The sequence below is a fragment of the Kitasatospora sp. NPDC057904 genome, from assembly GCF_042887925.1.
Lineage (GTDB): Bacteria > Actinomycetota > Actinomycetes > Streptomycetales > Streptomycetaceae > Kitasatospora.
Genome location: NZ_JBHVOL010000023.1, coordinates 1 through 22,389, shown reverse-complemented (window position 1 = coordinate 22,389; position 22,389 = coordinate 1). Strand labels below are relative to the sequence as shown.

The 22,389-nt window shown below is 73.4% G+C and carries 19 protein-coding genes and 1 pseudogene; 8 read left to right on the top strand and 12 right to left on the bottom strand.

Annotation, left to right across the window (positions count from 1 at the left end):
• Positions 1-60 precede the first annotated feature (60 nt).
• Positions 61-1,746 carry an insecticidal delta-endotoxin Cry8Ea1 family protein gene (locus ACFVSN_RS36985; protein WP_387957843.1) on the bottom strand — a complete coding sequence of 562 codons (1,686 nt, stop codon included), beginning with the start codon at positions 1,744-1,746 and terminating at the stop codon, positions 61-63.
• A 235-nt stretch (positions 1,747-1,981) separates the two neighbouring features.
• Positions 1,982-3,067 (bottom strand): sphingomyelin phosphodiesterase, encoded by a 1,086-nt coding sequence (locus tag ACFVSN_RS36980; RefSeq protein ID WP_387957841.1) that lies wholly within the window; start codon positions 3,065-3,067, stop codon positions 1,982-1,984.
• 285 nt (positions 3,068-3,352) lie between these two features.
• On the opposite strand from ACFVSN_RS36980, the gene ACFVSN_RS36975 reads away from it, so the two are divergent.
• Both ACFVSN_RS36975 and ACFVSN_RS36970 read left to right on the top strand, forming a co-directional pair.
• The gene (locus ACFVSN_RS36975; RefSeq protein ID WP_387957839.1) at positions 3,353-4,081 is read left to right on the top strand and encodes a response regulator; all 729 of its coding nucleotides are present in this window, start codon (positions 3,353-3,355) and stop codon (positions 4,079-4,081) included.
• Positions 4,074-5,108: a sensor histidine kinase gene (locus tag ACFVSN_RS36970; RefSeq protein WP_387957837.1), complete on the top strand. Its 1,035-nt coding sequence runs from the start codon at positions 4,074-4,076 to the stop codon at positions 5,106-5,108. Before ACFVSN_RS36975 ends, ACFVSN_RS36970 begins: the two co-directional genes overlap by 8 nt.
• A 50-nt stretch (positions 5,109-5,158) precedes the next feature.
• Here ACFVSN_RS36970 and ACFVSN_RS36965 read toward each other — a convergent pair whose 3' ends face one another.
• Both ACFVSN_RS36965 and ACFVSN_RS36960 read right to left on the bottom strand, forming a co-directional pair.
• Complete coding sequence (locus ACFVSN_RS36965) at positions 5,159-7,264, bottom strand: glycoside hydrolase (protein ID WP_387957834.1); 2,106 nt, start codon at positions 7,262-7,264, stop codon at positions 5,159-5,161.
• Positions 7,265-7,286: 22 nt separating this feature from the next.
• Positions 7,287-7,547, bottom strand: a complete 261-nt coding sequence (locus tag ACFVSN_RS36960; protein WP_387957832.1) for a hypothetical protein — start codon at positions 7,545-7,547, stop codon at positions 7,287-7,289.
• Positions 7,548-7,995: 448 nt separating this feature from the next.
• Between ACFVSN_RS36960 and ACFVSN_RS36955 the strand changes: the two genes are divergently transcribed.
• Positions 7,996-8,721: a CPBP family intramembrane glutamic endopeptidase gene (locus tag ACFVSN_RS36955; protein WP_387957830.1), complete on the top strand. Its 726-nt coding sequence runs from the start codon at positions 7,996-7,998 to the stop codon at positions 8,719-8,721.
• Positions 8,722-8,797: 76 nt separating this feature from the next.
• Here the strand turns inward: ACFVSN_RS36955 and ACFVSN_RS36950 are convergent, their stop codons facing one another.
• From ACFVSN_RS36950 to ACFVSN_RS36930, 5 genes are all read right to left on the bottom strand, one after another.
• Positions 8,798-9,292, bottom strand: a complete 495-nt coding sequence (locus ACFVSN_RS36950; RefSeq protein ID WP_387596104.1) for an ATP-binding protein — start codon at positions 9,290-9,292, stop codon at positions 8,798-8,800.
• Between the two features lie 254 nt (positions 9,293-9,546).
• Positions 9,547-10,560, bottom strand: coding sequence for a GlxA family transcriptional regulator (locus ACFVSN_RS36945; protein WP_387957828.1), 1,014 nt, complete (start codon positions 10,558-10,560; stop codon positions 9,547-9,549).
• A 75-nt stretch (positions 10,561-10,635) separates the two neighbouring features.
• The gene (locus tag ACFVSN_RS36940; protein WP_387957826.1) at positions 10,636-11,019 is read right to left on the bottom strand and encodes a nuclear transport factor 2 family protein; all 384 of its coding nucleotides are present in this window, start codon (positions 11,017-11,019) and stop codon (positions 10,636-10,638) included.
• Between the two features lie 215 nt (positions 11,020-11,234).
• Positions 11,235-11,420, bottom strand: a complete 186-nt coding sequence (locus ACFVSN_RS36935; RefSeq protein ID WP_380446848.1) for a YegP family protein — start codon at positions 11,418-11,420, stop codon at positions 11,235-11,237.
• Positions 11,421-11,691: 271 nt separating this feature from the next.
• Positions 11,692-11,913 (bottom strand): dTMP kinase, encoded by a 222-nt coding sequence (locus tag ACFVSN_RS36930; RefSeq protein ID WP_387596109.1) that lies wholly within the window; start codon positions 11,911-11,913, stop codon positions 11,692-11,694.
• 183 nt (positions 11,914-12,096) lie between these two features.
• Between ACFVSN_RS36930 and fxsT the strand changes: the two genes are divergently transcribed.
• Positions 12,097-15,594, top strand: coding sequence for an FxSxx-COOH system tetratricopeptide repeat protein (gene fxsT, locus ACFVSN_RS36925; RefSeq protein ID WP_387957824.1), 3,498 nt, complete (start codon positions 12,097-12,099; stop codon positions 15,592-15,594).
• A gap of 6 nt (positions 15,595-15,600) precedes the next feature.
• On the opposite strand, the gene ACFVSN_RS36920 is transcribed toward fxsT, so the two are convergent.
• Positions 15,601-16,236 (bottom strand): dihydrofolate reductase family protein, encoded by a 636-nt coding sequence (locus ACFVSN_RS36920; RefSeq protein WP_387957822.1) that lies wholly within the window; start codon positions 16,234-16,236, stop codon positions 15,601-15,603.
• A 290-nt stretch (positions 16,237-16,526) separates the two neighbouring features.
• Between ACFVSN_RS36920 and ACFVSN_RS36915 the strand changes: the two genes are divergently transcribed.
• Positions 16,527-16,832 carry a hypothetical protein gene (locus ACFVSN_RS36915; protein ID WP_380446844.1) on the top strand — a complete coding sequence of 102 codons (306 nt, stop codon included), beginning with the start codon at positions 16,527-16,529 and terminating at the stop codon, positions 16,830-16,832.
• A 55-nt stretch (positions 16,833-16,887) separates the two neighbouring features.
• On the opposite strand, the gene ACFVSN_RS36910 is transcribed toward ACFVSN_RS36915, so the two are convergent.
• Positions 16,888-17,490, bottom strand: coding sequence for a TetR/AcrR family transcriptional regulator (locus ACFVSN_RS36910; protein ID WP_387957820.1), 603 nt, complete (start codon positions 17,488-17,490; stop codon positions 16,888-16,890).
• Positions 17,491-17,638: 148 nt separating this feature from the next.
• Between ACFVSN_RS36910 and ACFVSN_RS36905 the strand changes: the two genes are divergently transcribed.
• Positions 17,639-19,090 (top strand): amidase, encoded by a 1,452-nt coding sequence (locus ACFVSN_RS36905; RefSeq protein WP_387957818.1) that lies wholly within the window; start codon positions 17,639-17,641, stop codon positions 19,088-19,090.
• Between the two features lie 205 nt (positions 19,091-19,295).
• Positions 19,296-19,430 (top strand): annotated as a pseudogene (locus tag ACFVSN_RS36900) (RNA-guided endonuclease TnpB family protein); the annotation flags it as partial.
• 34 nt (positions 19,431-19,464) lie between these two features.
• On the opposite strand, the gene ACFVSN_RS36895 reads toward ACFVSN_RS36900, so the two are convergent.
• The gene (locus tag ACFVSN_RS36895) at positions 19,465-20,253 is read right to left on the bottom strand and encodes a G1 family glutamic endopeptidase (protein ID WP_387957816.1); all 789 of its coding nucleotides are present in this window, start codon (positions 20,251-20,253) and stop codon (positions 19,465-19,467) included.
• A gap of 465 nt (positions 20,254-20,718) precedes the next feature.
• On the opposite strand from ACFVSN_RS36895, the gene ACFVSN_RS36890 reads away from it, so the two are divergent.
• Positions 20,719-22,266 (top strand): ricin-type beta-trefoil lectin domain protein, encoded by a 1,548-nt coding sequence (locus tag ACFVSN_RS36890; RefSeq protein WP_387957814.1) that lies wholly within the window; start codon positions 20,719-20,721, stop codon positions 22,264-22,266.
• Positions 22,267-22,389 lie beyond the last annotated feature (123 nt).

Below are 22,389 nucleotides of genomic sequence, written 5' to 3'. Positions count from 1 at the left end.
CCTGCACGCGCCCCGCACGTCCGGCCGGCACGCGCCCCGCACGACCGGCCGGACGCCGGATCAGCCCACCAGCCGCGAACGGAAGCCGAGGTAGACGCCCTCGATACCGGGCGGCTTCTCCGACGAGAACTGGGTGACGCCCACGCTCGTCAGCTCCTGGGCGTCGGGCGACACGGCGAACGTCTCCGGCGTGCGGTCGCGCGTGTCGGGGTCGACGTGCCGAGCCGCGCCGGTCTCCACGCTGCTGCCCTTGTTCGTGGTGAACTTGATCTTCCCGAGCTTCTGGCCGTAGGTGCCCTCGACCTTGGTGACGTACTCGTCCTGGGCGAGGGTGAGTTCTTTCAGGGCTCCGCCGGTGCCGCCCATCTTGTCGCCCCAGTCGTTGCCGTACTTGATCTGGATCGCGTCGACGTCGTCGTAGCCCCAGACGCGTACGGCCGTGATCCGTTCTCCGCGCTTCGTGACGGTGGGCGGGTTCGACGCGTCCCAGGGGGCGCTGCTGATGTTCGTCCCGTCCCAGCGGTTGCCGCCGTTGCCCCGTCCGTACGTGCCGTAGAAGAGTTCCCGGTCCAGGCCGGCCTTCGCCGAGTCGGGGATCTTGTCGACGAGGTAGGGCCAGAGCCTGGCGTAGTCGAGGACGTTGAGGCTCATCGTCGTGTCGTACTCCGCGTAGGCCTTGCGCTCATTGGCGTCCGGACCGCCCCTGGAGAGGATCCTCGACGCGGGGACCTTCACCTTCGCGCGGCCTTCGGCGTAGACCTTGTTCACGTAGGACACGTAGTCGGTGTTCGCTGCGGCCGGCTGGGCCTGCCTGCCGCTCCGGAGTTCCTGCGCCTGCTCGCGCCAGACGTCGACCGACTTCGCGGAGGCGCCCAGCGAGGGCCCCTTGGTGATCGCGTCGTTGAGGGCGCCGAGCTTGTCCGAGGTGCTCTTCGTGCCGCTCCCGGCATTGCCCCCCGACGTGGTGAGGTTCGTGAGCCTGTCGCGCATGTCCTTGATCTCGCTCGGCGAGAGCCCCCATTTCGCGCCCTGCTTGACGCCGTCGGCCAGCAGCGCCAGGTGCACGTTGGCCGCCGCGGCGAACAGCGGGAGCGCCGCCACCGCGTAGCCGTCCTTCTGGAATTGCGGGATCTGCTGCTGGACGTTGACCAGGGAGGCCCGGTGCAGGGTCCGGATCCGCTCGGCGGCCTTGTCCCGTGCCGTTCCCGCGGGTGCCTTCGCGAAGTCGTTGACCGCCTTGGTGTAGTCCTCCAGGTTGGTGTCGATGCCCGTCAGGCTCGCCCGCAGGGTCTTCGCGTCGTAGTCGCCGAGCTTCGCGTCGATCATCCCCCCGACGCGGTCGCTCAGCTTCTGCCACAGCTGGTCGACCGACGGCTTGCCGGTCGGGAACAGTGCCTTTCCGAGGAAATCGGTCATGCCGGACAGAGCGCTGCCGCCGTAGGGCACGAGCTTGACACCGAACGCGAAGACGGCCAGCACGTACCTCGCGATCTGGTTCGGATCCGTCACCTCCAGCTTGTCGCCTTTGCGTGAGGCCGCGTCCAGGCTGGTGAGCAGCTGGGTGATCCGTTCGGTCGGCGTCTTGCCGTCCATGGCGTCGGTGGGCTGGGCGGCGGCTGCCGAGATCCGCTGCGCCTGGCTCGGCTCGCCCGCCCAGGCGTACGACGACGCCAGGGGGACCGAGCCGAGGGACAGGACGACGGCCGTCGCCACGAACTTGAGCGGGATGCGCCGTGTGCGTTTCATGCTTTGGTGCCTCCAGGTCTTCCGGGTGGGCCTCTCTCCAGACGAAGGGGCCGTCCGATCCGCCGAGTCGAATGGCTGGAGTCCGATGGAGTGGCATGGATCATCCTTCGGCACCCGCACTCCCGCCGACAGGGACAGAAGTGTCGAATACCCACAAAATGCCGCCAGAGGACGGGACAAGCCTGGCTGCGGATCCGTCTGTTGACGAACCGTCGGCGATCGGGGCGGTGGCCGTTCAGCGGCCGACGGTCACGCGGGAGACGATCGGCTGGTGGTCGGAGGGGATCTCGGCCAGGGGGTCGCCGCCCTTGCGGAGCCCGTCGTAGCCGACGATCCGCTCCTCGGAGAAGGAGGGCTGGGCGCCCGTCCCCTTGATGTAGCCGATGTAGTCCAGCCGGTTGCGGTACTTGGCGTAGCCGTTGTCCTTGTTGTCGCGCAGCCCGGCGCGCGGGTTGTCGACCATGTCGTAGGTGTAGCCGGTGGTGCCCGGCGTCGCGAGGACCCCGCCGAGCGCCTCGTTCGCCTTCGCGACCTCACCGCTGACGCCCGCCCCGGGCGCGTGACCGTTCTTCGGGTCCGTGGTGTAGTACTCGACGTTGAAGTCGCCCGCGACCACGACGGGTGCGCCCCCGGCCTTGTTCGAGGCCCAGGCCCGCAGCTCCTTGAGCTGTTCGAGACGGACCTTGCGCGTGTTCCCGACCGGGCTGCTCCCCTCCTCGTCGGCCTGGAGGTGGGTCCCCGCGACCCACACCGACTGCCCGTTCACCGACAGGCGCGCGAGCGCCGCGCCCTTGTTGGACTTGTAGTCGGAGGTCTTGGAGTCGGAGTTCCGGTACACGAGCTGGTGGGACTCCAGGATCGGGTACTTGCTGAGGAGCGTCACGCCTCCGTTGACGACGAACGGCGAGTTGCTGCAATTCCCCTCGTAACTCGTCCACCGGCCGGAGCCGCTGCAGTATTCGCCGACCAGGCTCGTCTGGTACGGGTAGACCTCCTTCAGCTCCATGGCGCGCATCGCCTGGGCGTACTTGTTGAACGCCTCGTCCAGCACGACGACGTCGGCGTTCTCCCGCTTGATGACCACGGCGGCGGCCTCGCGCCGCTCCGCGCGGCGGTCGCTGCCCGGGGTGCCGGCGAGCTCGGTGATGGAGGGCAGCTGCTCCACGTTGAACGCCATGACGCTCAGGGACGGGGCTGCGCTCTCCGCGGCCGCCGCCGTGCCCACGGCCGCCGGGGACAGCAGCGCCGCCGTCCCGGTGACCACGAGGGCCGCGCGGGGGAGACGGGGGAGGCGGGGGAGGCGGGGAAGGTCGAGGGCCACGTGCTTCTCCAATTCGGTTCGGATCCGGTGTACTTGGTGGTCCCGCCGGTGACATCCGGGGCGGGAGCCGGACACTGCGAGAATCCCAGCGCCCCGCCCGCGAGCACATCCGGGAAATGCCGCAGTGTTCTTGCGGATTTCCCGCAGTGTGCAGGTTCCGCCCCACCATGAGTTCGTGGCGCAACCTTCCGGCAACCGTTCGCGGGAATGGTTGACAGTGGTTGCCGCGTATCGGAGGGTGGAAGGCGTTCCGTCCCCGCACAAAGGAGCCGGTATTCCCATGCGATGTCCACGAAAAGCCGGTTGATGACCGTCCCCGCGACCGCCCCCACGACCGCCCCCGTGAACACCCCCGCGACCTCCCCCGTGACCGTCGTCCTGGTCGACGACCACCTGACCGTGCGAGCCGGCACCCGGGCGCTCCTGGAACCCGAGGGATTCGTCGTGGTCGGGGAGGCCGCGGCCGGACCCGAGGCGATCGACCTCGTGCGGACGCGCCGGCCCGACCTCCTCGTCCTGGACATGGTGCTGGCGTCCGGCCCGGTGCAGTCGGCCATTCCCGAACTGCGCGCGGCCGCCCCGAGGACGGGGATCCTCGTGCACAGCATGTACGAGGACGCGGCGCTCGTGCGCGGGGCCCTGGCCGCGGGGGCGTCGGGCTACCTGTCGAAGAGCACGTCCGTCCCCGAACTGCTCCTGGCCGCACGCACGGTGGCCGCCGGCGGCAGGTACGTCCAGCCCCCGCTCGGGGCGGACACGGCACATGCCCCGGTGTCCCCGCGGGCGTTGAGCCCGCGCGAGGGGCAGGTGCTGGCGCTGCTGGCCGACGGCCACACCAACCGCGAGGTCGCCGCACACCTGACGCTGAGCGTGCGCACCGTGGAGAGCCTGCGGGCCGCGCTGCGCAACCGGCTCGGCCTGGTCACCCGGGCCGACCTCGTCGCCCACGCCCGGCGCACCGGCCTGCTCGACGGGCCGCCGGGATCCCCCGGGCCCCAGGGTCCGCATGGGTAGCGGCCCCCGCGGACGCCCGGCGATCCACCGGCCGCACGTCCTCGGCCCCGTGCGCAACCTGTGCCTGGCGCTGGCGCTCCTCGGTGCGGTCGCCTACGCGGCGGACGCCCTCACGCAGGAACCGCTGCCCGTGCGGCCCGTCGCCGCTCTCGCCGTCGCCTCGGCCACCGGCGCCCTGGCGGTCATGGTCCGCGCGCTGCCGAAGGTCCGCGTGCTGCTGACCATGGTGGCCTGCGGGTTCGCCGCCCTGGCCGCCGGCCGGCTGTTCCACGCCGAGGCGGCGTACCCGGCGCTGGTCCTCCTGCCGGCGGCGGCGGTGTACGCGGTACGGGCCTGGCCCGAGGCGAGGACGCTGCTCGGCCAGGGCCGGGCCCGGGCCCTGATCGGCCGGCAGGAGCACTACGCGGGGCTCATCGCCGGGGAGCTCCACGACGAGGTGCTCCAGCTCCTGGCCCTCACCCGCCGCCAGCTCGACGCGGCCCTCGCCGAGGAGGACCCGCAGGCGCTGCGGCGCTCCGCCCGGACGGCCGTGGGCCGGCTCGACGAACTGGCCGCCGTGCTCCGCAGCATCGTCGCCACCCTCCACCCGGTGGCCCTGCGCGGACTGGGCCTGGCCGAGACGGTCCGCTCGCTGGCCGCGCGGGTGGCGGCCGAGAACGGCCTGATCGTGGACGTCGACGTCCAGGGCGAGCGGCTCGGGGCGGCGCCGGCGGCGGACGAGGAGGCGTGCCTGGCCGCCTACCGCGTCGTGCAGGAGGCCCTCGGCAACGTGGTCAAGCACGCGGACGCGGAACGGGTGCGGGTGTCCCTGGCGTACCGTCACCATCACGTCGTGCTGTCCGTCACCGACGACGGGCGCGGCCTCGCGCACACCTCCCCGACGCCCGGACCGGGGTACGGGGTGGAGGGGATGCGCTGGCGGTGCGAGGCGTACGGCGGGACGTTCTCCCTCACCTCCGACGGCGCCGGGTGCGGCACCACCGTGCGGGCCGCCATCCCGCTCCCGGGGGAACGCCGCGGCGCGTGAGCGCCCGCCGTCCCCCCGTCCTGCCGTCCCCCCGTCCTGCCGTCCTGCCGTCAGGAGACGACGTCGGCCGGGCACAGCTGGCTGCCCGGCCGCCCGCGCAGGGCGGCGTCCACGCAGCCGCCCGGCAGGCCGTCGTGGGCCGTGGTGCCGAAGTTGGCGGTGACGGTCAGCGTGCCGTCGCCGAAGACGGTCCGCTGCACCAGGTGGTCCTCGGTCAGCCAGCGGAAGGAGGTCAGCGGCTCGGTGCCGGCCGCCTGGTGCAGCGGGGCGAAGTACTGCTGCAGGGCGGCCAGTTCGCGCAGATTCTGCGCGTCGCGCGGGTCCTTGTCGCTGAGTACGAAGTTGAGCGGGGTGTTGGAGAGCACGGCCAGCAGCGCGCGCGTGGTCTTCTGCTCCGGCAGCTTCCCGAAGGGCAGCTCCCACCGTTCGGCGTTGACCAGCGAACCGTGCAGCGCCGTCTCGTACAGCGGCACCCGGTAGCGCGGGTCGTACATCGCCTTGAGGGCGGCGGCCACCCGGGCCTGGTGCTCGGGCTTGAAGTCCGCGGTGCGCACCGGCTTGAAGAAGGTGGCGGCGGCCCCTTCGGGCATGTAGCCGCCCCAGGCGGCGTCGTCCTTGGGGTCCTGCGGCCGGTTGTCGAAGTGCCCGGTCTCCATGGCCCACAGCCGTCCGTCCACCGGGGTCGCCGCGCCGTGGTCGAAGGCCAGCACCTGGTTGGCCCAGGAGCCGGCCGATTCCGAGCCGAGCACCAGCGGCCGCGCGGACGTGTCGTAGGAGCCGTCCGCCAGGCGCCGCATCCGGGCGAGGCGGTTGGCGCGGTCCTCGGCCATGGTCATCGCGTGGCCGGGGCCGTGGTCCCGGAAGAGCTCGCCCGCCGCGTCCACGTCCAGGAAGTAGCTGCCGGCTCCGTTGGCGACCAGCGAGCGGGTGCGGGCGGCGAGGTAGTGGTGCTGCGGCTCGGCCTGCTCGAAGGCCTGGGAGCTCAGGTAGCAGCCCTTGTTGCGGAAGCCGGGCTGCGGCGTCCCGTCGGCCCTGACGACGCAGAAGCGGGGGTAGACGTCGTCCGGCCACACGGTGTTGGGGGAGGAGTCCTCGGTCTTCTGCTGGCCGTCGGCGAAGGAGTCGTACGGGCCGGCGAGGTAGCCGTCGGCCTCGGCGGCCCTGACGTCGGCGCCGGTCATCGGGGCGTCGTCCGAGTCGTAGCCGAGCCAGAGCCGGGAGACGCCGAGCGCCTTGAGCTTGTCGAGGTAGGCGGGCCGGCGGGCGCCGCCCCAGGCGTAGGCGTGGAAGGCGCCGAGCAGCTTCGCGGTCTGCGGGTTCTTCCGGATCTTCTCGGCCAGGCTGCCGAGTTGCCCGTGCTCGGCGAGCCAGTCGCGGTAGTCCGCGGCCGGGGCCACCGGGGAGCCGTCGGTGAGGGAGAGGGCCACGGTGTACGCACCGGTGCCGTTCCCGGCGGCGAACCCGTGCTCGGCGGTGGCCCGCAGCCGCCCGTCCTGGGAGGCGAACGTCAGCGACGTGCCGATGTCGGTGGGGACGATGTAGCCGGCGCCGGCCCGGCCGGTGCGCAGCGTGTAGCCCCACACGGGCATGGACAGCTGGGAGTCCAGCTCCTGCGCCTCGCCGACGAGCGCGCCGTCGGGGGAGTTCCAGAACGGGTCGTCGACGGGCACGGACAGCCCCTCGCCGCGCGGGAACTGGATCGCGCCGGCGGCCGGATCGGCGGCGGTCACCGGCCAGCGCACCGAGGTGTCGGCGCCGGTGGCGGTGAGGGTGACCAGCAACCGGCCGTGGTCGGCGCGCACGTCGGCCCGCAGGCCCGCCTCCGGGTACGACCAGCCGGCGCCGTCCGCCGTCCTGGCCGGCGCGCTCGCCCGGCCCAGCCCGGAGGCGGCGGCAGCGGAGAGCAGGACCACCCGCCCGTCGCCGGTGCGGGCCTCGGTCCGCAGGGTGGCGGTGTCGATGGTGGCCGTGCCGCCGCGGACGGGCACGTCGACGCGCCCGCCGTGGATCCGCACCCGCTGGGCGGAGCCGTCGGTGACGGCGCTCGCCGCGGTTCCGGAGAGCAGCGCGGTGGCCACCGCCAGGACGAGGACGGAACGCGGGACGTGGCGGCGGGCGGGGCGCGCGAGGGGTGACGCATGAGTGCCTGTGTGCATGACACAGTGATACGGAGTTTTCCTAAGAGGTCTTTAAGAACCGCTGCCACTGGGGCCGCTGACGAACCACCACCGCTATGACGCCGGGATGTTCAGCGAGGGCGCTGCGGAAGTACTTCTTCATGTCGTCGAACGTCGACGGGTTGCCGCTCCACCCGTGGACGAAGACGACCGGCCGGTGCCCGTCCGCGCGGGCGGCGGCCTGCGCCGGCGGGGGCTGGACCTGGGACAGGACCGCGGCGACCGCGCCCACGGCCACGATCGGGGCGAGGCGGCGTCGCACGGGACGGTGTCGCACGGGGTGGCGCCGCACCGGGCGGCCGGGCGGTGGGAACGTGCGGGAACGGGCCGGTGACATGGGAACGTCCTCTCCTGGGGCCTGGCCCCGTCTTCCGACTGTCGGTTCTCGGTTCTCGGCTTTCGAGTTTCGGTTTTGCGAGAACCGTCGAACCGATCGTCATCGGCGGACGAACGCGGGGCATCGGTGGAAACCCGCACGATTCCTGCGGCTTTCCCGCAGCCGATCGTGCTGCCCGGAACGGTGGCGGGTTCTTGCGGCCCGGCGGCATTTCTGCGCCTGGCTGCCTCCGGCGCGGCGGTGAAAACATGACGTCCACTCGGGAATTCGCCCTGCACCCAGCCGGAGAGCCGTGATGAATCGCTGTGCCAACGGAAACCCGGCACCCACGGGCCGGCCCGGACCGCGGTGGTCCGTCCAGGCCTGGAGCCTGGTGGGACTCGGCTACCTGGCCGCCTTCGGCGCCGCCACGGTGGCGGCCGTCTACACCCTGGCCGGGCGGGCGGACCGGCTTCCCGGCTGGTTCGTCGACGTCTACGACGGATTGGTCTACGCCGGGGTCCTCGTGGCGGCGGTCGCCTTCCTCGTCGGCCGTCGACGGCTCGGGCTGAGCCGGTCCGAGCTGGGGCTTCCGCCCAGGAAGGAGGCGTTCTCCGCCGGCTCCCTGGGGGCCGTGGCCGCGGCGTACCTGGTGATGCGGACCGCCTTCGCCGTCCTCGCCCTCTTCCCGCAGCCGGAATCCGCGAAGGCCTCGGAGGTCCTGAACACCGGCATGAGCACGGGCAGGATCCTGCTCTGGTCCGCGACGGCCGGAGTCGTGGAGGAAGCCCTGCTGCTCGCCCTCCCGGTCGCCGTCATGACCCGCATGCGGTGGCCGTGGCCGGCCCAGCTGGCGGTCCTGGTCGCCCTGCGGTTGCCCTTCCACCTGTACTACGGCGTCCAGTTCCTGGCCCAGGCCGTGATCTGGGCGGGAGGCCTCCTGTTCGTCTACCGCCGGTACAGGGTCCTCTGGCCGTTCGCGCTGGCGCACTTCCTCTACGACACGATCAGCCAGTCCCTGTACGGGAGGGCGAACCCGCTCCTGGGAGCCGCGCTGCTGGTCCTCGGCGGGTTCTCGATGGTGTGCGTGGCCAGAGGCCGGTTCGGACGGACGACGTGAAGGCCGCCGCGCAGGAGCCGTCCCGGTGAAGCGGCCCGGAGGCGGGCGCACCCGCCGCCGGGGCCGTGACGGTGGATCAGCCGCCGCCGTGCACTCCGGGGCCGTCGGCGGGTCCGGCCGCCTTGCGAGGGGGCACGGCCAGACGGCACCAGACGTGCTGGTGGCCGTCGTGGAGCCGGGCCGCCCCGCACTCCAGGCTGAGGGCGGCGACGATGCCGAGGCCGCGCCCCCGCTCCCGCAGCCCCTCGCCGGGGAGCCGGCACCGGCCCGCGTGGAAGGGGTGGTCCCGGCCGAGGTCGTAGACGCCGACGATCAGGCTGCCCGGAGCGCGGGGCTCCGAAGGGAAGACGTCGAGGCACAGCGCGTCCAGGCGCCCGCCGTGTTCGGCGGAGTTGGCGGCCAGTTCCGCCACGACGAGCCCGGCACACGCGATGACCTCGCCGTCGCAGTCGTGGGCCGCGAGCCACGCGCACGCGAGGCGCCGGGCGTCGCGCGAGGGGGTGGTGCCGAAGGCGTGCCGGCCCCACGTGACGGCGTGTCGGCGCCGTGTCTCCCAGGAGCTCCAGGACATGGGATCCATTCCCTTCCCTTGACGGACGATCGGGACAACGCCAGTCTTTTCGACCGCACCCGATTCATCCAGGGGCAGATCTGCCAGGCGCCGGAAACATGCCGCCGGAAACATGGTGTGGATTCCCGGAGAGGCGGGATTTCGCGGACCGGTGTCGTCAACGGTCCTGGCAGACGCGGGAGATGCCCTGAAAGGATGGCCCTGGCCGGGAAAGGAAATTCGAAAAGAGACGCACGGGGTTTCCGGGCGGGAAGTCACCGGCCGCCACGGCGCCGGTCGCCGTCCGCGGCGGGGGAAGGGTAGGGCCCCGGTGCCGCCGGGCGGTCGGCGAAGGCCGCCCGGTAGTCCTTCGGGGTGACGCCCACGATCTTCCGGAAGTGGTGCCTGAGCAGGGCGCTGTTGCCCATGCCGGTCTCGTGGGCGATCTCCTCGATGTCCAGGGAGGTCTCCTCCAGCAGGTGCCGGGCGTGCAGGACCCGCTGCAGGGTCAGCCACTTGTGCGGGGTGGTGCCGATCTCCGTGCTGAAGCGGCGGGCGAGGGTCCGGGGCGACATGCGGGCCCGCTGCGCCAGTTCCGCCACGCTGTGCCGGGCGCCGAGGTTCTCCCGCATCCAGCCGAGCAGGGGCTGGAGACTGGCGCCCGGGTCCTCGGGGACCGGCAGGTCGACGAACTGGCGCTGCCCGCCCTCCCGGTGGGGCGCCACCACCATCTTGCGGGCGATCGCGTTGGCCGCGGCGGAGCCGAGTTCCCGGCGCACCAGGTGGAGGCAGGCGTCGATGCCGGCGGCCGTGCCCGCGCTGGTCAGGACGGTGCCGTCGTCGACGAACAGGACGTCGCCGTCGACCCGCGCCAGGGGGAAGCGGCGCGCGAAGGCGTCGACGTAGCTCCAGTGGGTGGTGCAGCGACGGTGGTCGAGGAGACCCGCGGCACCCAGCACGAACGCCCCGCTGCACACCGAGAGCAGGGTCGCACCGCGCCGGTGCGCGGCGCGCAGCGCGTCCAGGACGGCCGGCGGGTAGTCCTCGCGGATCGTGGCGGCGGGCACCGCCACCAGATCGGCGTCCCGCAGCGCCTCCAGGCCGTGCGACGGGATGACCCGGAACCCCGCACCGGTGGACAGCGGCGCGCCGGCGTTCTCGCCGCACACCCGGAAGTCGAACGGCGGCACGCCGTCCGGGGAGCGGTCGACGCCGAAGACCTCGCAGAGCACGCCGAACTCGAACGGGGCCACTCCGTCGACGAGCACGACGGCGACGGTGGTCAGCACGGCACCGGCCCGCCGCCACGGGAGCGGGGCCCGCGCGCCGGCGGGTGCCGGCGGCGGGCCCGCGCGGGTGCCGTGCTACGCCGCACGGTGGTAGAGCTTGGCCGCGACGGTCCACCGCTCGCCCACCTTGAGCAGGTTCAGGTAGTCCTCCATGGTGTTCCCGAACAGGCGCAGCCGGACCTTGACCAGGGCCATCTCGGGCGACAGGACGTCGATGAGGAGGATCTCGTCGTGCCGCGGCGCACCGGCCTCGGTGGGCGACTGCCGCCCCTCCATGACCGCCCGGTACGCGGCGCGCGGGCGCACGACGACCTCGCCGTCCTGTGCCGAGTACAGGACCGAGTCCGGGTGGAAGACCCGTTCGAACAGGTCCATGTCCTGGGTGTAGAGGAGGTCGAAGTAGTCCTTCAGCAGGCCTTCGATCCCCGAGCTGTCAAACCTCGCCCTGAAGTCGTTCACGGTTTCCCTTTCGTCGAGGACCGGCCGCACGGAGCGCGCCAGGGGTCCACCGGGCGACGTACACGAAGAGTCTTCGCCTTCCCGGCCTCCTCCACCAGGGACGACAGCACCGTTCGCCCACAAGATCCTGCCAACCCGGACGAGCCGTGCGGCCCGCCACCGCACACCGGGGGTCCGCCGCCGTCCGGCAGCGGGCCCCACGCGCGCGGGTGCCTTCACGCCGCCTTGGGTGCGACGATGTCCGCCTCGGCGGCGGCGCGTTTCACGGCCTCGCAGCCCTTCTGCGCACCCTGCCTGGTCGGGTAGGACTCGCCGACCGCGACGATCTCCCCGTTCCCCGCCTTGAGCCGGAACCTCCACTGGTGGGCCTTGTCCTCGTAGACCTCGAAGTGTGCGGCCATGCCGTCCTCCTGCCGGTGCTCGGGGCGCTGTTCCTTCCAGCCTGCGAGCAGCCCGCCCGTTCGGCATCCCGGCTACGGACGGTGTGGCTGGCGGGTGCCCGGGTGGCGGTATTTCGCGGGGGAAGCGGCGTTCTCGTGACTCAGCGCCACCAGGGGTCGAAGAAGGCGTGGTGGAGTTCCGTCCCGTTGACGAAGCCGGCGGGCGGCTCGGCGAAGTCTCGGCGATTCCGCCGCGGCCGGAGGCACTCGTGCTCCCCGCCCGGGGCCGTGTTCACCGCTCGGCGCGGCTGGCGCTCAGCAGTGCGGAGGCCGCGTTCGCGTGGGTGCGCAGCAGGTCGACGGTGCGGCGGGTGCCGTCCGGGAGGAAGGGCAGGACGGTGAGGGCGGGCACGGTGGCGAGCACCGTGATCACGAGCGCGGGGGAGAGGAGGGCGACCAGCAGCACCCGCTGCAGGTTGCCGATGCCGCGGGGGCTGAGGGGCAGGAAGGCCATGGCGAGTCTCCGCTCGTTGTTCGCGCCGGGGTGGTCCCGGCGGGACCAAGCTGGCACGTGCGCGGGTTCGCCGGGGTTGTTCGCCGCTCCGTCCCAGGTCAGGCCCGAACAACCCGGGTTGTTCGGCGGCAAGGGCGATAATGGCGGCAAGGCCGGGCGGCAACAGGCGAGTTGGGGGAGCGGGTGGCGGCGCAGGGCAACCGGGGCGGGCGGCCCCTGGGGGAGGTCCGGGCCGACACGCGCGAGGCGCAGGAGCTGGCCGAGTTCCTGCGTCACCTCCTGGAGAAGGCCGGGACGTCGCTGACCGGCCTCGCGGGGGTGGTCGGCTTGGCGCCGAGCACGGTCAGCACGTACCTGAGCGGCAAGGTGCCCGAGGAGGAGTTCGTCCTCAAGGTGGTGGCCGCCACGACCCGCGACCCGCACGACCGGATCCGGGCCCTGCGCCTGCTGAAGGCGGCCCGCGACCCCGTGTCCCGCCACACGCCGGCCCGCCGCGCGGGCGCCGGCGCGGACCCGGACGAGCACCGCTCCCACCTGGAGAGCCTCCACCGGCGGCTGATCCGCGCCGAGGACCAGCGCGAGGACCTCCAGCGGACGCTGGACAACACCACCAGGCTCGTCATGCTCCTGCTGGGCATCCTCCAGGCGCTCCAGCAGCGGGTGGGCGAACTGACGGTCGAACGCGACGCGCTGCTCGGCCACCGCGAGGAGATCGCGCGGCTGCTCGCGGCCCAGGAACAACTCGCGCGGGCCCAGGCCCAGGAGCGCCGGACCGTCGGCGAACTGGTGCGGACGGAGGCCCTGCGCAGCGAGACGGAACGGCTGCTGCCCCAAGTGCTCGACCAGGTCGTCCGGTTGACCGAGCAGGTGGCGCTGCTGCAGGGCGGTGCGGCCGGGCCGGCACACCCGCTGCCGGCCCGGCAGGGCCCCGCGGGCGCCGCGGACCCCGCCGCGCTCGACATCGACCGGGCGCTGACGCGCGCGGGCGAGGTGTACGCGCAGGACGAGCGGACCGTCCGCCGCATCTCCGGCGAACTGGCCCACCCGGGCGACCCGTTGCCCGCGCTCGCCCCCGGCGGCCCGGGGAACGCCGGCCCGGGGGGCGCCGACGGGCGCATCGTCACCTTCTACTCCTACGAGGACGGCATCGGCCGCCCCGAGGCGCTGGCGAACTGCGCCTGGATCCTGGCCGCCAACGGCCACCGGGTGCTCGTGGCGGACCTCGGGTTCGAGGCGCCGAGCCTGGAGCGCCACTTCGGGCGCCTCCTGGCGCCGTCGGCGCTGGAGGGCGCCCGGGGCGTGCTCAGCCTGCTCCTCGACTTCCGCGACGAGCAGGCGCGCACGAGCGGCAGGCCCGGCCGGGAGTGGCTGGGCCGCAGCGTGCGCGGGGCCGTCCGCACCGTCGACCGCTCCGGGTTCGCCGCCGGCGGCCTGCTCGACGTGCTGCTCGTGGGCCGCAGGGAGCGCCAGGTCACCGAACTGACGCGCGGCACCCAGGCGTTCGCCGACGAGGGGTACTTCGGCGACCTGCGGGAGGAGCTGCGCCGGCAGTACGACTACGTGCTGGTCGACGGCTGCACCGGCTTGTCCACCATGGCCGACATCTGCACCGAGCAGCTGCCGGACGACCTGGTCGTCTGCTTCACCCTGAGCGGGCGCAGCATCGACGACGCGTCGCGGATCGCGCTGCGGATCGCCGGACGCCAGGGGGAGCGGGCCGTGCGGATCCTCCCGGTGGCGACGATGGTCGACGGCTCCCACGAGGGTGTCACCGAGATGGGCCGGGCCCTGGCCGCGGCGCGCTTCGCGGGCCTGCCCGCCACGGAGCCGGTGGAGACGGTCGAGATCCCGTACCGGCCGCTCCACGACGACGGGCGGCCGCTCGCCGCCGCACCGCACCCGGGCGCCCCCGCCGGCCTGCTCGTGGCCTACGAGCGCCTGACCGCCGCCGTCACCGGAGGCCGGGTCACCGGGCTCCCGCGCCCGGCTTCGCCGGCGCAGCCGCACCACCGGCCGGCCCCCGCCGAGCCGGTCGACGTCCACCTCAGCTTCGTGCCCGAGGACCGGATGTGGGCGGAGTGGATCGCCCACGTGCTGGAGACGGCGGGCTTCCGGGTCCTGCCGCGCGACGCCGGGCCGGGGATGGCGCGCCCGGTGGAGACGGTCGTGGTGGTCGTGCTCTCCCCGGCCTACCTGCGTTCGGACGCGGTGGGGGAGGCGTGGGAGTGGGCCGTCGTCGAGCACGCCTTCGGGGCCCGGCGCCGGCTGGTGCAGGTGCGGGTGGCCCCGGTGCCGCCGTCCGAGCAGCTCAACCGGTTCGACCTGGTGGACCTGGCCGACGCCGACGAGCCGCAGGCGGCGGCCCGGCTGCTCTCCGCCCTCGGCCGTCAGGAGCTCCCGGCCCCGGGTGCGGCGGGCGCGCCGCGCTTTCCCGGCCGCCGTCCGAGGATCTGGAACGTGCCGCCGCGCAACCGCCACTTCACCGGCCGCGCGGAGGAGTTGGGGCTCCTGCGCGAGCGCCTGCAACAGGGCGCCGTCACGGTGGTGGGGCCGGCGCCCCGCGCCCGGGACCGGTTCGGCGGGGTGGGCGCGACGCAGCTCGCACTGGAGTACGCGCACCGTTTCAGGGCCGACTACGACCTGGTCTGGTGGATCGACGCCGGCCAGTCGCAGGAGGTCCTGCCGCGGCTGGCGGAGCTGGCCGGGGTGCTGGGCCTGGCGGACGGCGCGGAGCTGCCGCGCGCCGCCGGCCTGGCGCTGGTGGAGCTGCAGTACGGGACCGCCGGGACGGACGGGCGGTGGCTCGTGGTCCTCGACGACGCGCAGGACCCGGGTGAGGTCGTCCACCTCGTCCCCGGCGGCGGCGCGGGCCACGTCCTGGTCACCTCGCGCGACCCGCGCTGGGCCCGGGCGGTCACCCCGGGCGCCGTGGCACCGACCGCCGCGGTGACCGTGGACGCGTTTACCCGCGCCACCGGCACGGACCACCTGATGCGCCGCACGGAGGGCGCCCTCGCCCGAGCCGACGCCGAGGCGGTGGCCGCGGCCGTGGACGACCTGCCGCTCGCGGTGGACCTGGCCGGCGCCTGGCTCAAGGCCACCGGCACCCCGGCTGCCGACTACCTGGCCGCCCTGCGCGAACAGACGGCCCGGCTGCGGGAAGCCGGCGGCGGCCCGGCGGACCCGCTGCCCGTCGTGCGCGCCCACTGGCGGGTGGCCGCCGCCTACCTGCGGCCGCACGCCGCCTCGGCGGTCGAGCTGATGCGGCTGTGCGCCCACCTCGGCCCCGGACCGATCGCCGCCCACCTCGTCCCCCGCCGCCTGGCCTGGGTCCTCCCCTCGGTCGTGCGGTACGGCCTGGTCACCGCGGACGCGGCGGACGCCATCCGGGTGCACCGGATGGTCGGGGAGGCCGTCCGCGCCGAGATGACGGGGGAGGAGCGGGACACCGCCCGGTACGCGGTCCACCGCCTGCTCGTCGAGGCCCGCCTGGCCGTCGGAAGCGCCGAGAACCCGGCCAACTGGCCCTTCTACGAGACGATCTGGCCGCACCTGGCGCCCTCCCGCGCCCACGAGTCCCGGGACACGGACGTCCGTGTCCTGATGCTCGACCGCATCCGCTACCTCCGCCGCCGCGGCGCCGGCCACCAGGCCCAGCGCATCGCCGACCAGCTGGGCTGAGGCCCGTCAGCCGCCGTTGCCCAGACCGCGGTCGGGGGCGCTCATGTCGCCCGTCCGGGGGATCCCGTCGGCGATCCCGTAGCGCAGGAACACCGTGCCCGTGGGGCCGGCCGCCGGCGGTTCGAGGAGCGTGACGTTGGTGGGCACCGCACCGGTGTCGAACACCTTCTTGCCGACGCCGAGCACGATCGGGTGCACCCACAGGTCGAGCCGGTCGAACAGCTTCTCCCGCAGGAGGGTCTGCACCAGGTCCAGGCTCCCGACGACCTTCACGTGCTCGTGCCGCTCGCGGATCCCGCGCACCGCGGCGACCAGGTCCGGGCCGAGCTGCGTGGAGCCGGCCCACGGGAGGTCGGGCTCGCCGCGGGAGGCCACGTACTTCGGCACGCTGTTGAAGAGCCCGGCGAACGGGCCGCCCTCCTGCTTCGGCCAGTACGCGGCGAAGATGTCGTAGGTGCGCCGCCCGAGCAGGAGGGCGTCCGTGCCCTCGTACGCGGCGGCGATCTGCGCGCCGGTGGTCTCGTTCAGCAGGGGCGCCTGCCAGCCGCCGAACGGGAACCCCTCGGGGTCCTCGTCGGGCCCGCCGGGCGCCTGCGCGACGAGGTCGAGGGTCGTGAACAGCTCGATGTGGATGAGGCCCATTGCCTTGCTCCCGATGAGTCGGTCGTGCCGGTCGGTCCGGTCGGGATGCAGACCCGCGGCCGCCGGGAAACTCATCGCTCCGACGGCAACCGGTACTCCGCGTCGCGGATCGCTCACGCCATGCAATCATGCGCCGGCCGCGGGCGGACGACTGTGCGGATCGGCACCGCGCGGAGCCCCCGACTGTGCGCTCGCGCACCGGACGCCCCCGGCGGCCGACCTAGATTCGACGGCGGTCCGCGGTGCAGGGCGCGGGCCGGCTGACGCAACGTCCGGCTGGAGGGGATTCGATGCTCAAGGTACGCGCACTGGCACTGGCGGCGGTCGCCGCGGGATCGCTCGCGCTCGGGACGGCCACCGCCGCACCGGCGTCGGCGACCACGACCGACGTCTGCCAGGAGTGGTGGGACGGCAACACCTACGGCGCCATGTGCCCCCGCTCCGACAGCCACATCGTCTTCCGGGCGATGGCGGTCTGTCAGAACGGCGAGAACGTGTACGGCCCCTGGAAGCCGACCGGCAGCGGCCTGTGGAGCTACGCCTACTGCACCAGCGTGAACTCCTCGCTCCTGGACTACTACCCCCAGTTCAAGTAGGAGCCGACGGCAACGCCGATGGGGCCACCGGGAATCCCGGTGGCCCCATCGCCGCTCAGCTCGCCGGGCGGTCCAGGACGGCCCCGACGATCCGTACGAGCCGTTCGCCCGCGTGCTCGACGCTCCGGTTCTGGGCGCTCACCTGGGCCCCTTCGAGGGCGAAGGTGATCTCCGCGGCAGCCCCGTCCGGGTCGGGCAGCCCGGCCCGGACGCACAGGTCGGCGAGGCGGCGCAGCTGGCGGGCCTTGTGGGCCTCGATCAGCCGGCGCGCGGGGTGGGCGCGGTCGGGCAGTTCCGCGATGGAGTTGATGAACGGGCAGCCCCGGTGGGAGATCCCGGGGAGCCCGTCGGCGATGAATCGGGCGATCCCGAGGATCTGCGCCCGGGGGTCGTCGGGGTGGGCGGTCTCCAGCCGGTCGAACGCGGCGGTGTAGTCGGCCGCGACGATCCGCAGCCATTCCTCGACCAGCGCGTCCTTGGTCGCGAAGTGGCGGTACAGCGCCATCTTGGTGGTCTCGGCCCGGTCGGCGATCGCCTGGACGCCGACCGCCCTGATCCCCTCGCGCGAGAAGAGCTCCTCCGCCGCGTCGAGGATCCGTTCCCGGGGCGGCAGCTTGGCCACCCGGCTCCGCCTGCTGACTCTCGCCGTGTCCGCCATGTGTCACCCTCCGCCGGTCCGCCCGATGGGGCGTCGAGCCGCCTGGCCGCAATGCTACGGTACCGATCAGTCCCACACGATACCGATCGGTATCGTTCGAGACCTATCGGTATCGTTTCCCCTGGCCGGATCTGGACGGACGAAGAAGATGAAGCTCTCCGAGTACGCGGACCACGACGGCGTCGCCCTGGCCGCCCTGGTGGCCCGCGGTGACGTGACCGCCGCCGAACTCGCCGCGACCGCCCGACTGGCGTGCGAGGCGGTGAATCCGCGGATCAACGCCGTCGTCGAGACCTGGCCCGCCGAGGACGCGCCGGCGCCGGGCAGCACGCCGCTGGCGGGGGTGCCCTTCCTGGTCAAGGACCTCGCCGTCGCGATGGCGGGCAAGCGGGTGGAACTGGGCAGCCGCCTCGCCGCCGGCAACGTCGCCGCGGCCGACTCCTCGCTCATGGCCCGCTTCCGCCGAGCCGGACTGGTGACGCTCGGGCGCACGGCGACCCCGGAGTTCGCCTACAGCACCACCACGGAAGGCGTCCTGTACGGCGCCACCCGCAACCCCTGGGACCCGGACCGCAGCCCCGGAGGCTCCAGCGGTGGCTCGGCGGCCGCCGTCGCCGCGGGCATCGTCCCCCTCGCGCACGCCACCGACGCGGCCGGCTCCATCCGCGTCCCCGCCGCCGCCAACGGCCTGTTCGGGCTGAAGCCCACCCGCGGCCGGATCTCCATGGGCCCCGACGCGGACGAGGTCTTCAACGGGCTCGCCGTCCACGGCGCCCTCAGCCGCTCGGTCCGCGACAGCGCCGCCCTGCTCGACCTCGTCCACGGCCCCGAGGCCGGCGACCCCTACACGGCCCCGCGCCCCGAGCGGCCCTACGCACAGGAGGTCACCCGCCCCCCGGGCAGCCTCAGGATCGGCCTCCTCACGCAGCCCTGGGGCGGCCGCACGGTCGATGGCGCCATCATCGACGCCACCCTGCGCTCCGCACGGCTCGCCGAGTCCCTGGGCCACCGGGTGGAGGAGGTCCGGGTCGATCTCGGCACCGGCTGGGAGGAGTTCGTCCTGGCCAACGCCCGCCTGTGGAGCGCCAACCTGGCGACCTGGATCGACGGCCTCGCCGCAGCCTCGGGCCGGCCCGTCGACCCCACCACCGTCGAACCCGAGATGCTCGCGAGCCACGCCTACGGGCGGGAGGTCGGCGGCACCGAGTTCGTCCACGCGCTCGCGATGCGCAACACCGTCGCCCGCGCGATCGGCCGCTACTTCGCCGAGTACGACCTGCTGCTCACCCCGACCCTGCCCGAACCGCCCGTCCCCCTGGGCACGTACGCCGAGGGCGCGGAGGGCGCCGACGGCCCCGGCTGGCTCCGGCAGGTCTTCCACCGCTCGCCCTTCACCGCCGTGTTCAACGTCGCCGGCACCCCCGCCATGTCCGTGCCCCTGCAGACCGACCCCGCCACCGGCCTGCCCATCGGCATCCAGTTCGCGGCGGGCCACGGGCGCGAGGACGTCCTCTTCCGCCTCGCCGGACAGCTCGAACAGGCCGCCCCCTGGGCCGGCCGGACCCCCACCGTCTGGGCCGGCGACCATCCCGGGGCCTGACCCACCGGCCCGCCCCGCCACGACCGGGATACCCGCGTGACGGCCGCATGATCATCGGCGATACTCGTCGCCGGACGATCGGGGGCACGAACCATCGTGCGCGCGTCCGGCGGCGTCGGCTACCTCTGGGGCGGCACCCTGTACACCGCCGCCTCCGACTTCAGGACCACCGGTCAGGGTGCCCACGACAACGAGGTCGACCCGAAGCTTCAAGGCCCGTCACCGGTCCGTCATGTCGGTGGACATTCCGCAGGGCCGTGTGAACATCGTCCGTGTGCACCGCCGCTGGGGCATGGTGCAGATCCCGAAGGTCGGCCGGGTCCGGTTCCGCTGGACCAAGCCGTGCCGCGGCCCCCGGCCGTTCCCGGGGCGGGTCAGCTGTGGTGCCAGGTCACCTCGAAGGCGCTGCCGGCGCTGAGGGGCGAGGTCGTGGCCAGGACGGTGTGGTCGTGGTCGGCCATGGTGATGTTCTCGGGGCCGAAGTCGCCGATCGGCTTGCCGTTGGCCTTGGCGTCGGTGAAGGCGATGGTGCCGAAGTCGGTCAGCGGCAGTGGCCCGGACAGGGTGGACGGCGCCTCGGCGATCACCTCGGCCGAGGCGAGCTTCGCGCTGGCCAGGGTCTTGTGCTGGACGTGGCTCCAGTGCCGGGTCTCGTCGGTGATCGTCAGGGTGAACCTCCCGGTGGTGGTCGCGGTGACGCTCGCCGTGAAGTGGTCGCCGGGCTCGACCTTGTCCTTGTAGAACACCGGGTACGCCGGGTACATCTCGAACCAGGCGTAGTACTGCGGCTTGCCGCCCACGCAGTCCGCCGAGCTGCCGTTCTGCTCGACCGAGCGGCTGCCGTCGCCGTCCAGGCCCACCCAGAAGCTGGAGTAGGTGTCCTCGGTGGTGCAGTGCGCCTCCGGCTGGACCCAGCTCGCGCTGACGCTGGTGAACTTGGTGCCGGTGGCCGCGTAGCCGGCCCAGTTGGCGCTGGTGCCGTCGGCACGGCCGTCGTGCGGGCCGCCCTGGTGCGCGTCCCCGTCCGGGCGCAGCAGCGGTGCCCGCAGGAGGGCCGGTGCGGCCGGGCCGGCGGGCCGGGCGAGTGCGGGGGTGGTGGCCAGGAGGGTGGCCGCCGCGGCGAGGGCGGCGGTGGCGAGCATGCGGTGGCGGGCTGCGGGCATGGTGCGGTGCTCCCTGGGGACGGGCGGGGGAATCCGGGCTGACGGTCAGTCGCTCACGGTAGTTCTGCCGGTGCGTCAGGCGGGGTGACGGGTCTCGGAATCCTCGTGGCTTCACCCGTAAGGCCGGACGGCCAAACCGGGGTCCTTGCCGCATTGTCACTGGTATTGGCGCGAACCATCATTCATCCGTGGAAGCCGTTTCGGCCGACGGAGGGCAATCGGCAAAGGACTTGACGGACCATCACTCGTGCACAGTATTTTTTGCGACGACAGGATGTGGGCGTTGCCACCCCTTGACCCCGGCCTGCGTCCATCCGTGGTCCGGGGGTGGTGTGGCCCGTCGCCGGTGTTCCGTCGTGCATCCCGGGCCGGCCGCCGGCCGGAATCTTTCCAGAAAATGCTCAATTCACTTGGGGGAAACAGAAGATGACTCGCAGGACATTATCCTTGCAGCGGATATTCGGTATGGCGGCCGCGGCCGCCTGTGCCGTCGCCGCCTTCTCCGCCCCGGTGGCCGGTGCCGTCACCGGCCCCGCGGCCGCCGACGGTTCTTACGCCTACACCGCCAAAGTCACCATCGGCGACAACGCGCGCGCCTGCACCGGCGCCCTCGTCGACCGGTACTGGGTCGTCACCGCCGCGTCGTGCCTCGCGGACGACCCCGGCCGGCCGCAGGGCCTCGCCGCGGGCGTGCCCAAGCGCAAGGTGACCGTGACCGTCGGCGACAAGAGCGCCGACGTCGTCGAACTGGCGCCGCGTCAGGAGCGCGACCTCGTCATGGCCCGCCTGGCCCTCCCGCTGAACGGCATCGCGCCGCTCGCCGTCGCCACCACCGCGCCCGCTCCGGGCGAGAGCCTGCGGGTGCCCGGGTACGGGCGCACCGCGGACGAGTGGGTGCCCGCCAAGCCGCACACCGGCCTGTTCGGCGTCGACGCCGTCCAGCCCACCGGCGTCACCGTCACCGGTCAGGGCGGCGCCGCGATCTGCAAGGGCGACACCGGTGCCCCCGTCGTGCGCGAGACCGGCGGCAAGGCCGAGCTCGTCGCCGTCGCCGCCCGCTCCTGGCAGGGCGGCTGCCTCGGCACCGACCCCGCCGAGACCCGCACCGGCGCGATCGGCACCCGCACCGACGACCTCGCCTCCTGGATCGGCGGCCTGGTCAACCGCGCCTACCAGGTCGTCAATCCGGCCAGCGGCCGCTGTCTCAACGTGTCCGGTGCGGGCCCGTGGACGAACGGCAACCCGATCATCCTGTTCGACTGCGTGCCGGGCGCCGGCAACGAGACGTTCCAGCTGAACGCCTCGGGCCAGCTGTTCAACCCCGCGAGCAACCGCTGTCTCAACGTGTCCGGCGCGGGCCCGTGGGCGAACAGCAATCCGATCGTCCTGTGGGACTGCGTGCCGGGCGCCGGCAACGAGACGTTCCAGCTGAACGCCTCGGGCCAGCTGCTCAACCCGGCCAGCAACCGCTGCCTCAACGTCTCCGGCGCGGGCCCGTGGCCCAACAGCACGCCGATGATCCTGTGGGACTGCGTCACCGGCCAGGCCAACGAGACGTTCGTCCTCGCCTCCGCCGACAAGCAGGCCGCCGGTCCGACCGCCGCGCTGCTCAACCCGGTGAGCGGACGCTGTGTCGGCCTCTCGGGCACCAGCGCGACGTGGGGCAACTCCACCCCGATCGTCCTGTCCGACTGCGTGCCGGGCGCGGGCAACGAGCAGTTCCAGCTGACGGCCTCGGGCCAGCTGCTCAACCCGGCGAGCGGGCGCTGCCTCAACGTGGCGGGCGGCGGCCCGACCTGGGACAACAGGACCCCGATCATCCTGTGGGACTGCGTGCCCGGCCAGGGCAACGAGACGTTCCGGATGACGGCCGACGGCCAGTTCCTCAACCCGGCGAGCGGGCGCTGCCTCAACGTGTCGGGTGCCGGCCCCGTCTGGGACAACGGCACGCCGGTCATCCTGTGGGACTGCCTCCCCGGCGCGGGCAACGAGAAGTTCGCGTTCGCCGCGTAAGGCACGGACGGTGGTGGGGGCGGGCAGCGCGGCCCCGCCCCCCCCCCCGGTGCGCCGGGAGCCCCCCGCGGAGCCCGAGGGGGCCCGCCCGGCCCCGGGCGGCGCAGGACCCGGCCCCGGACA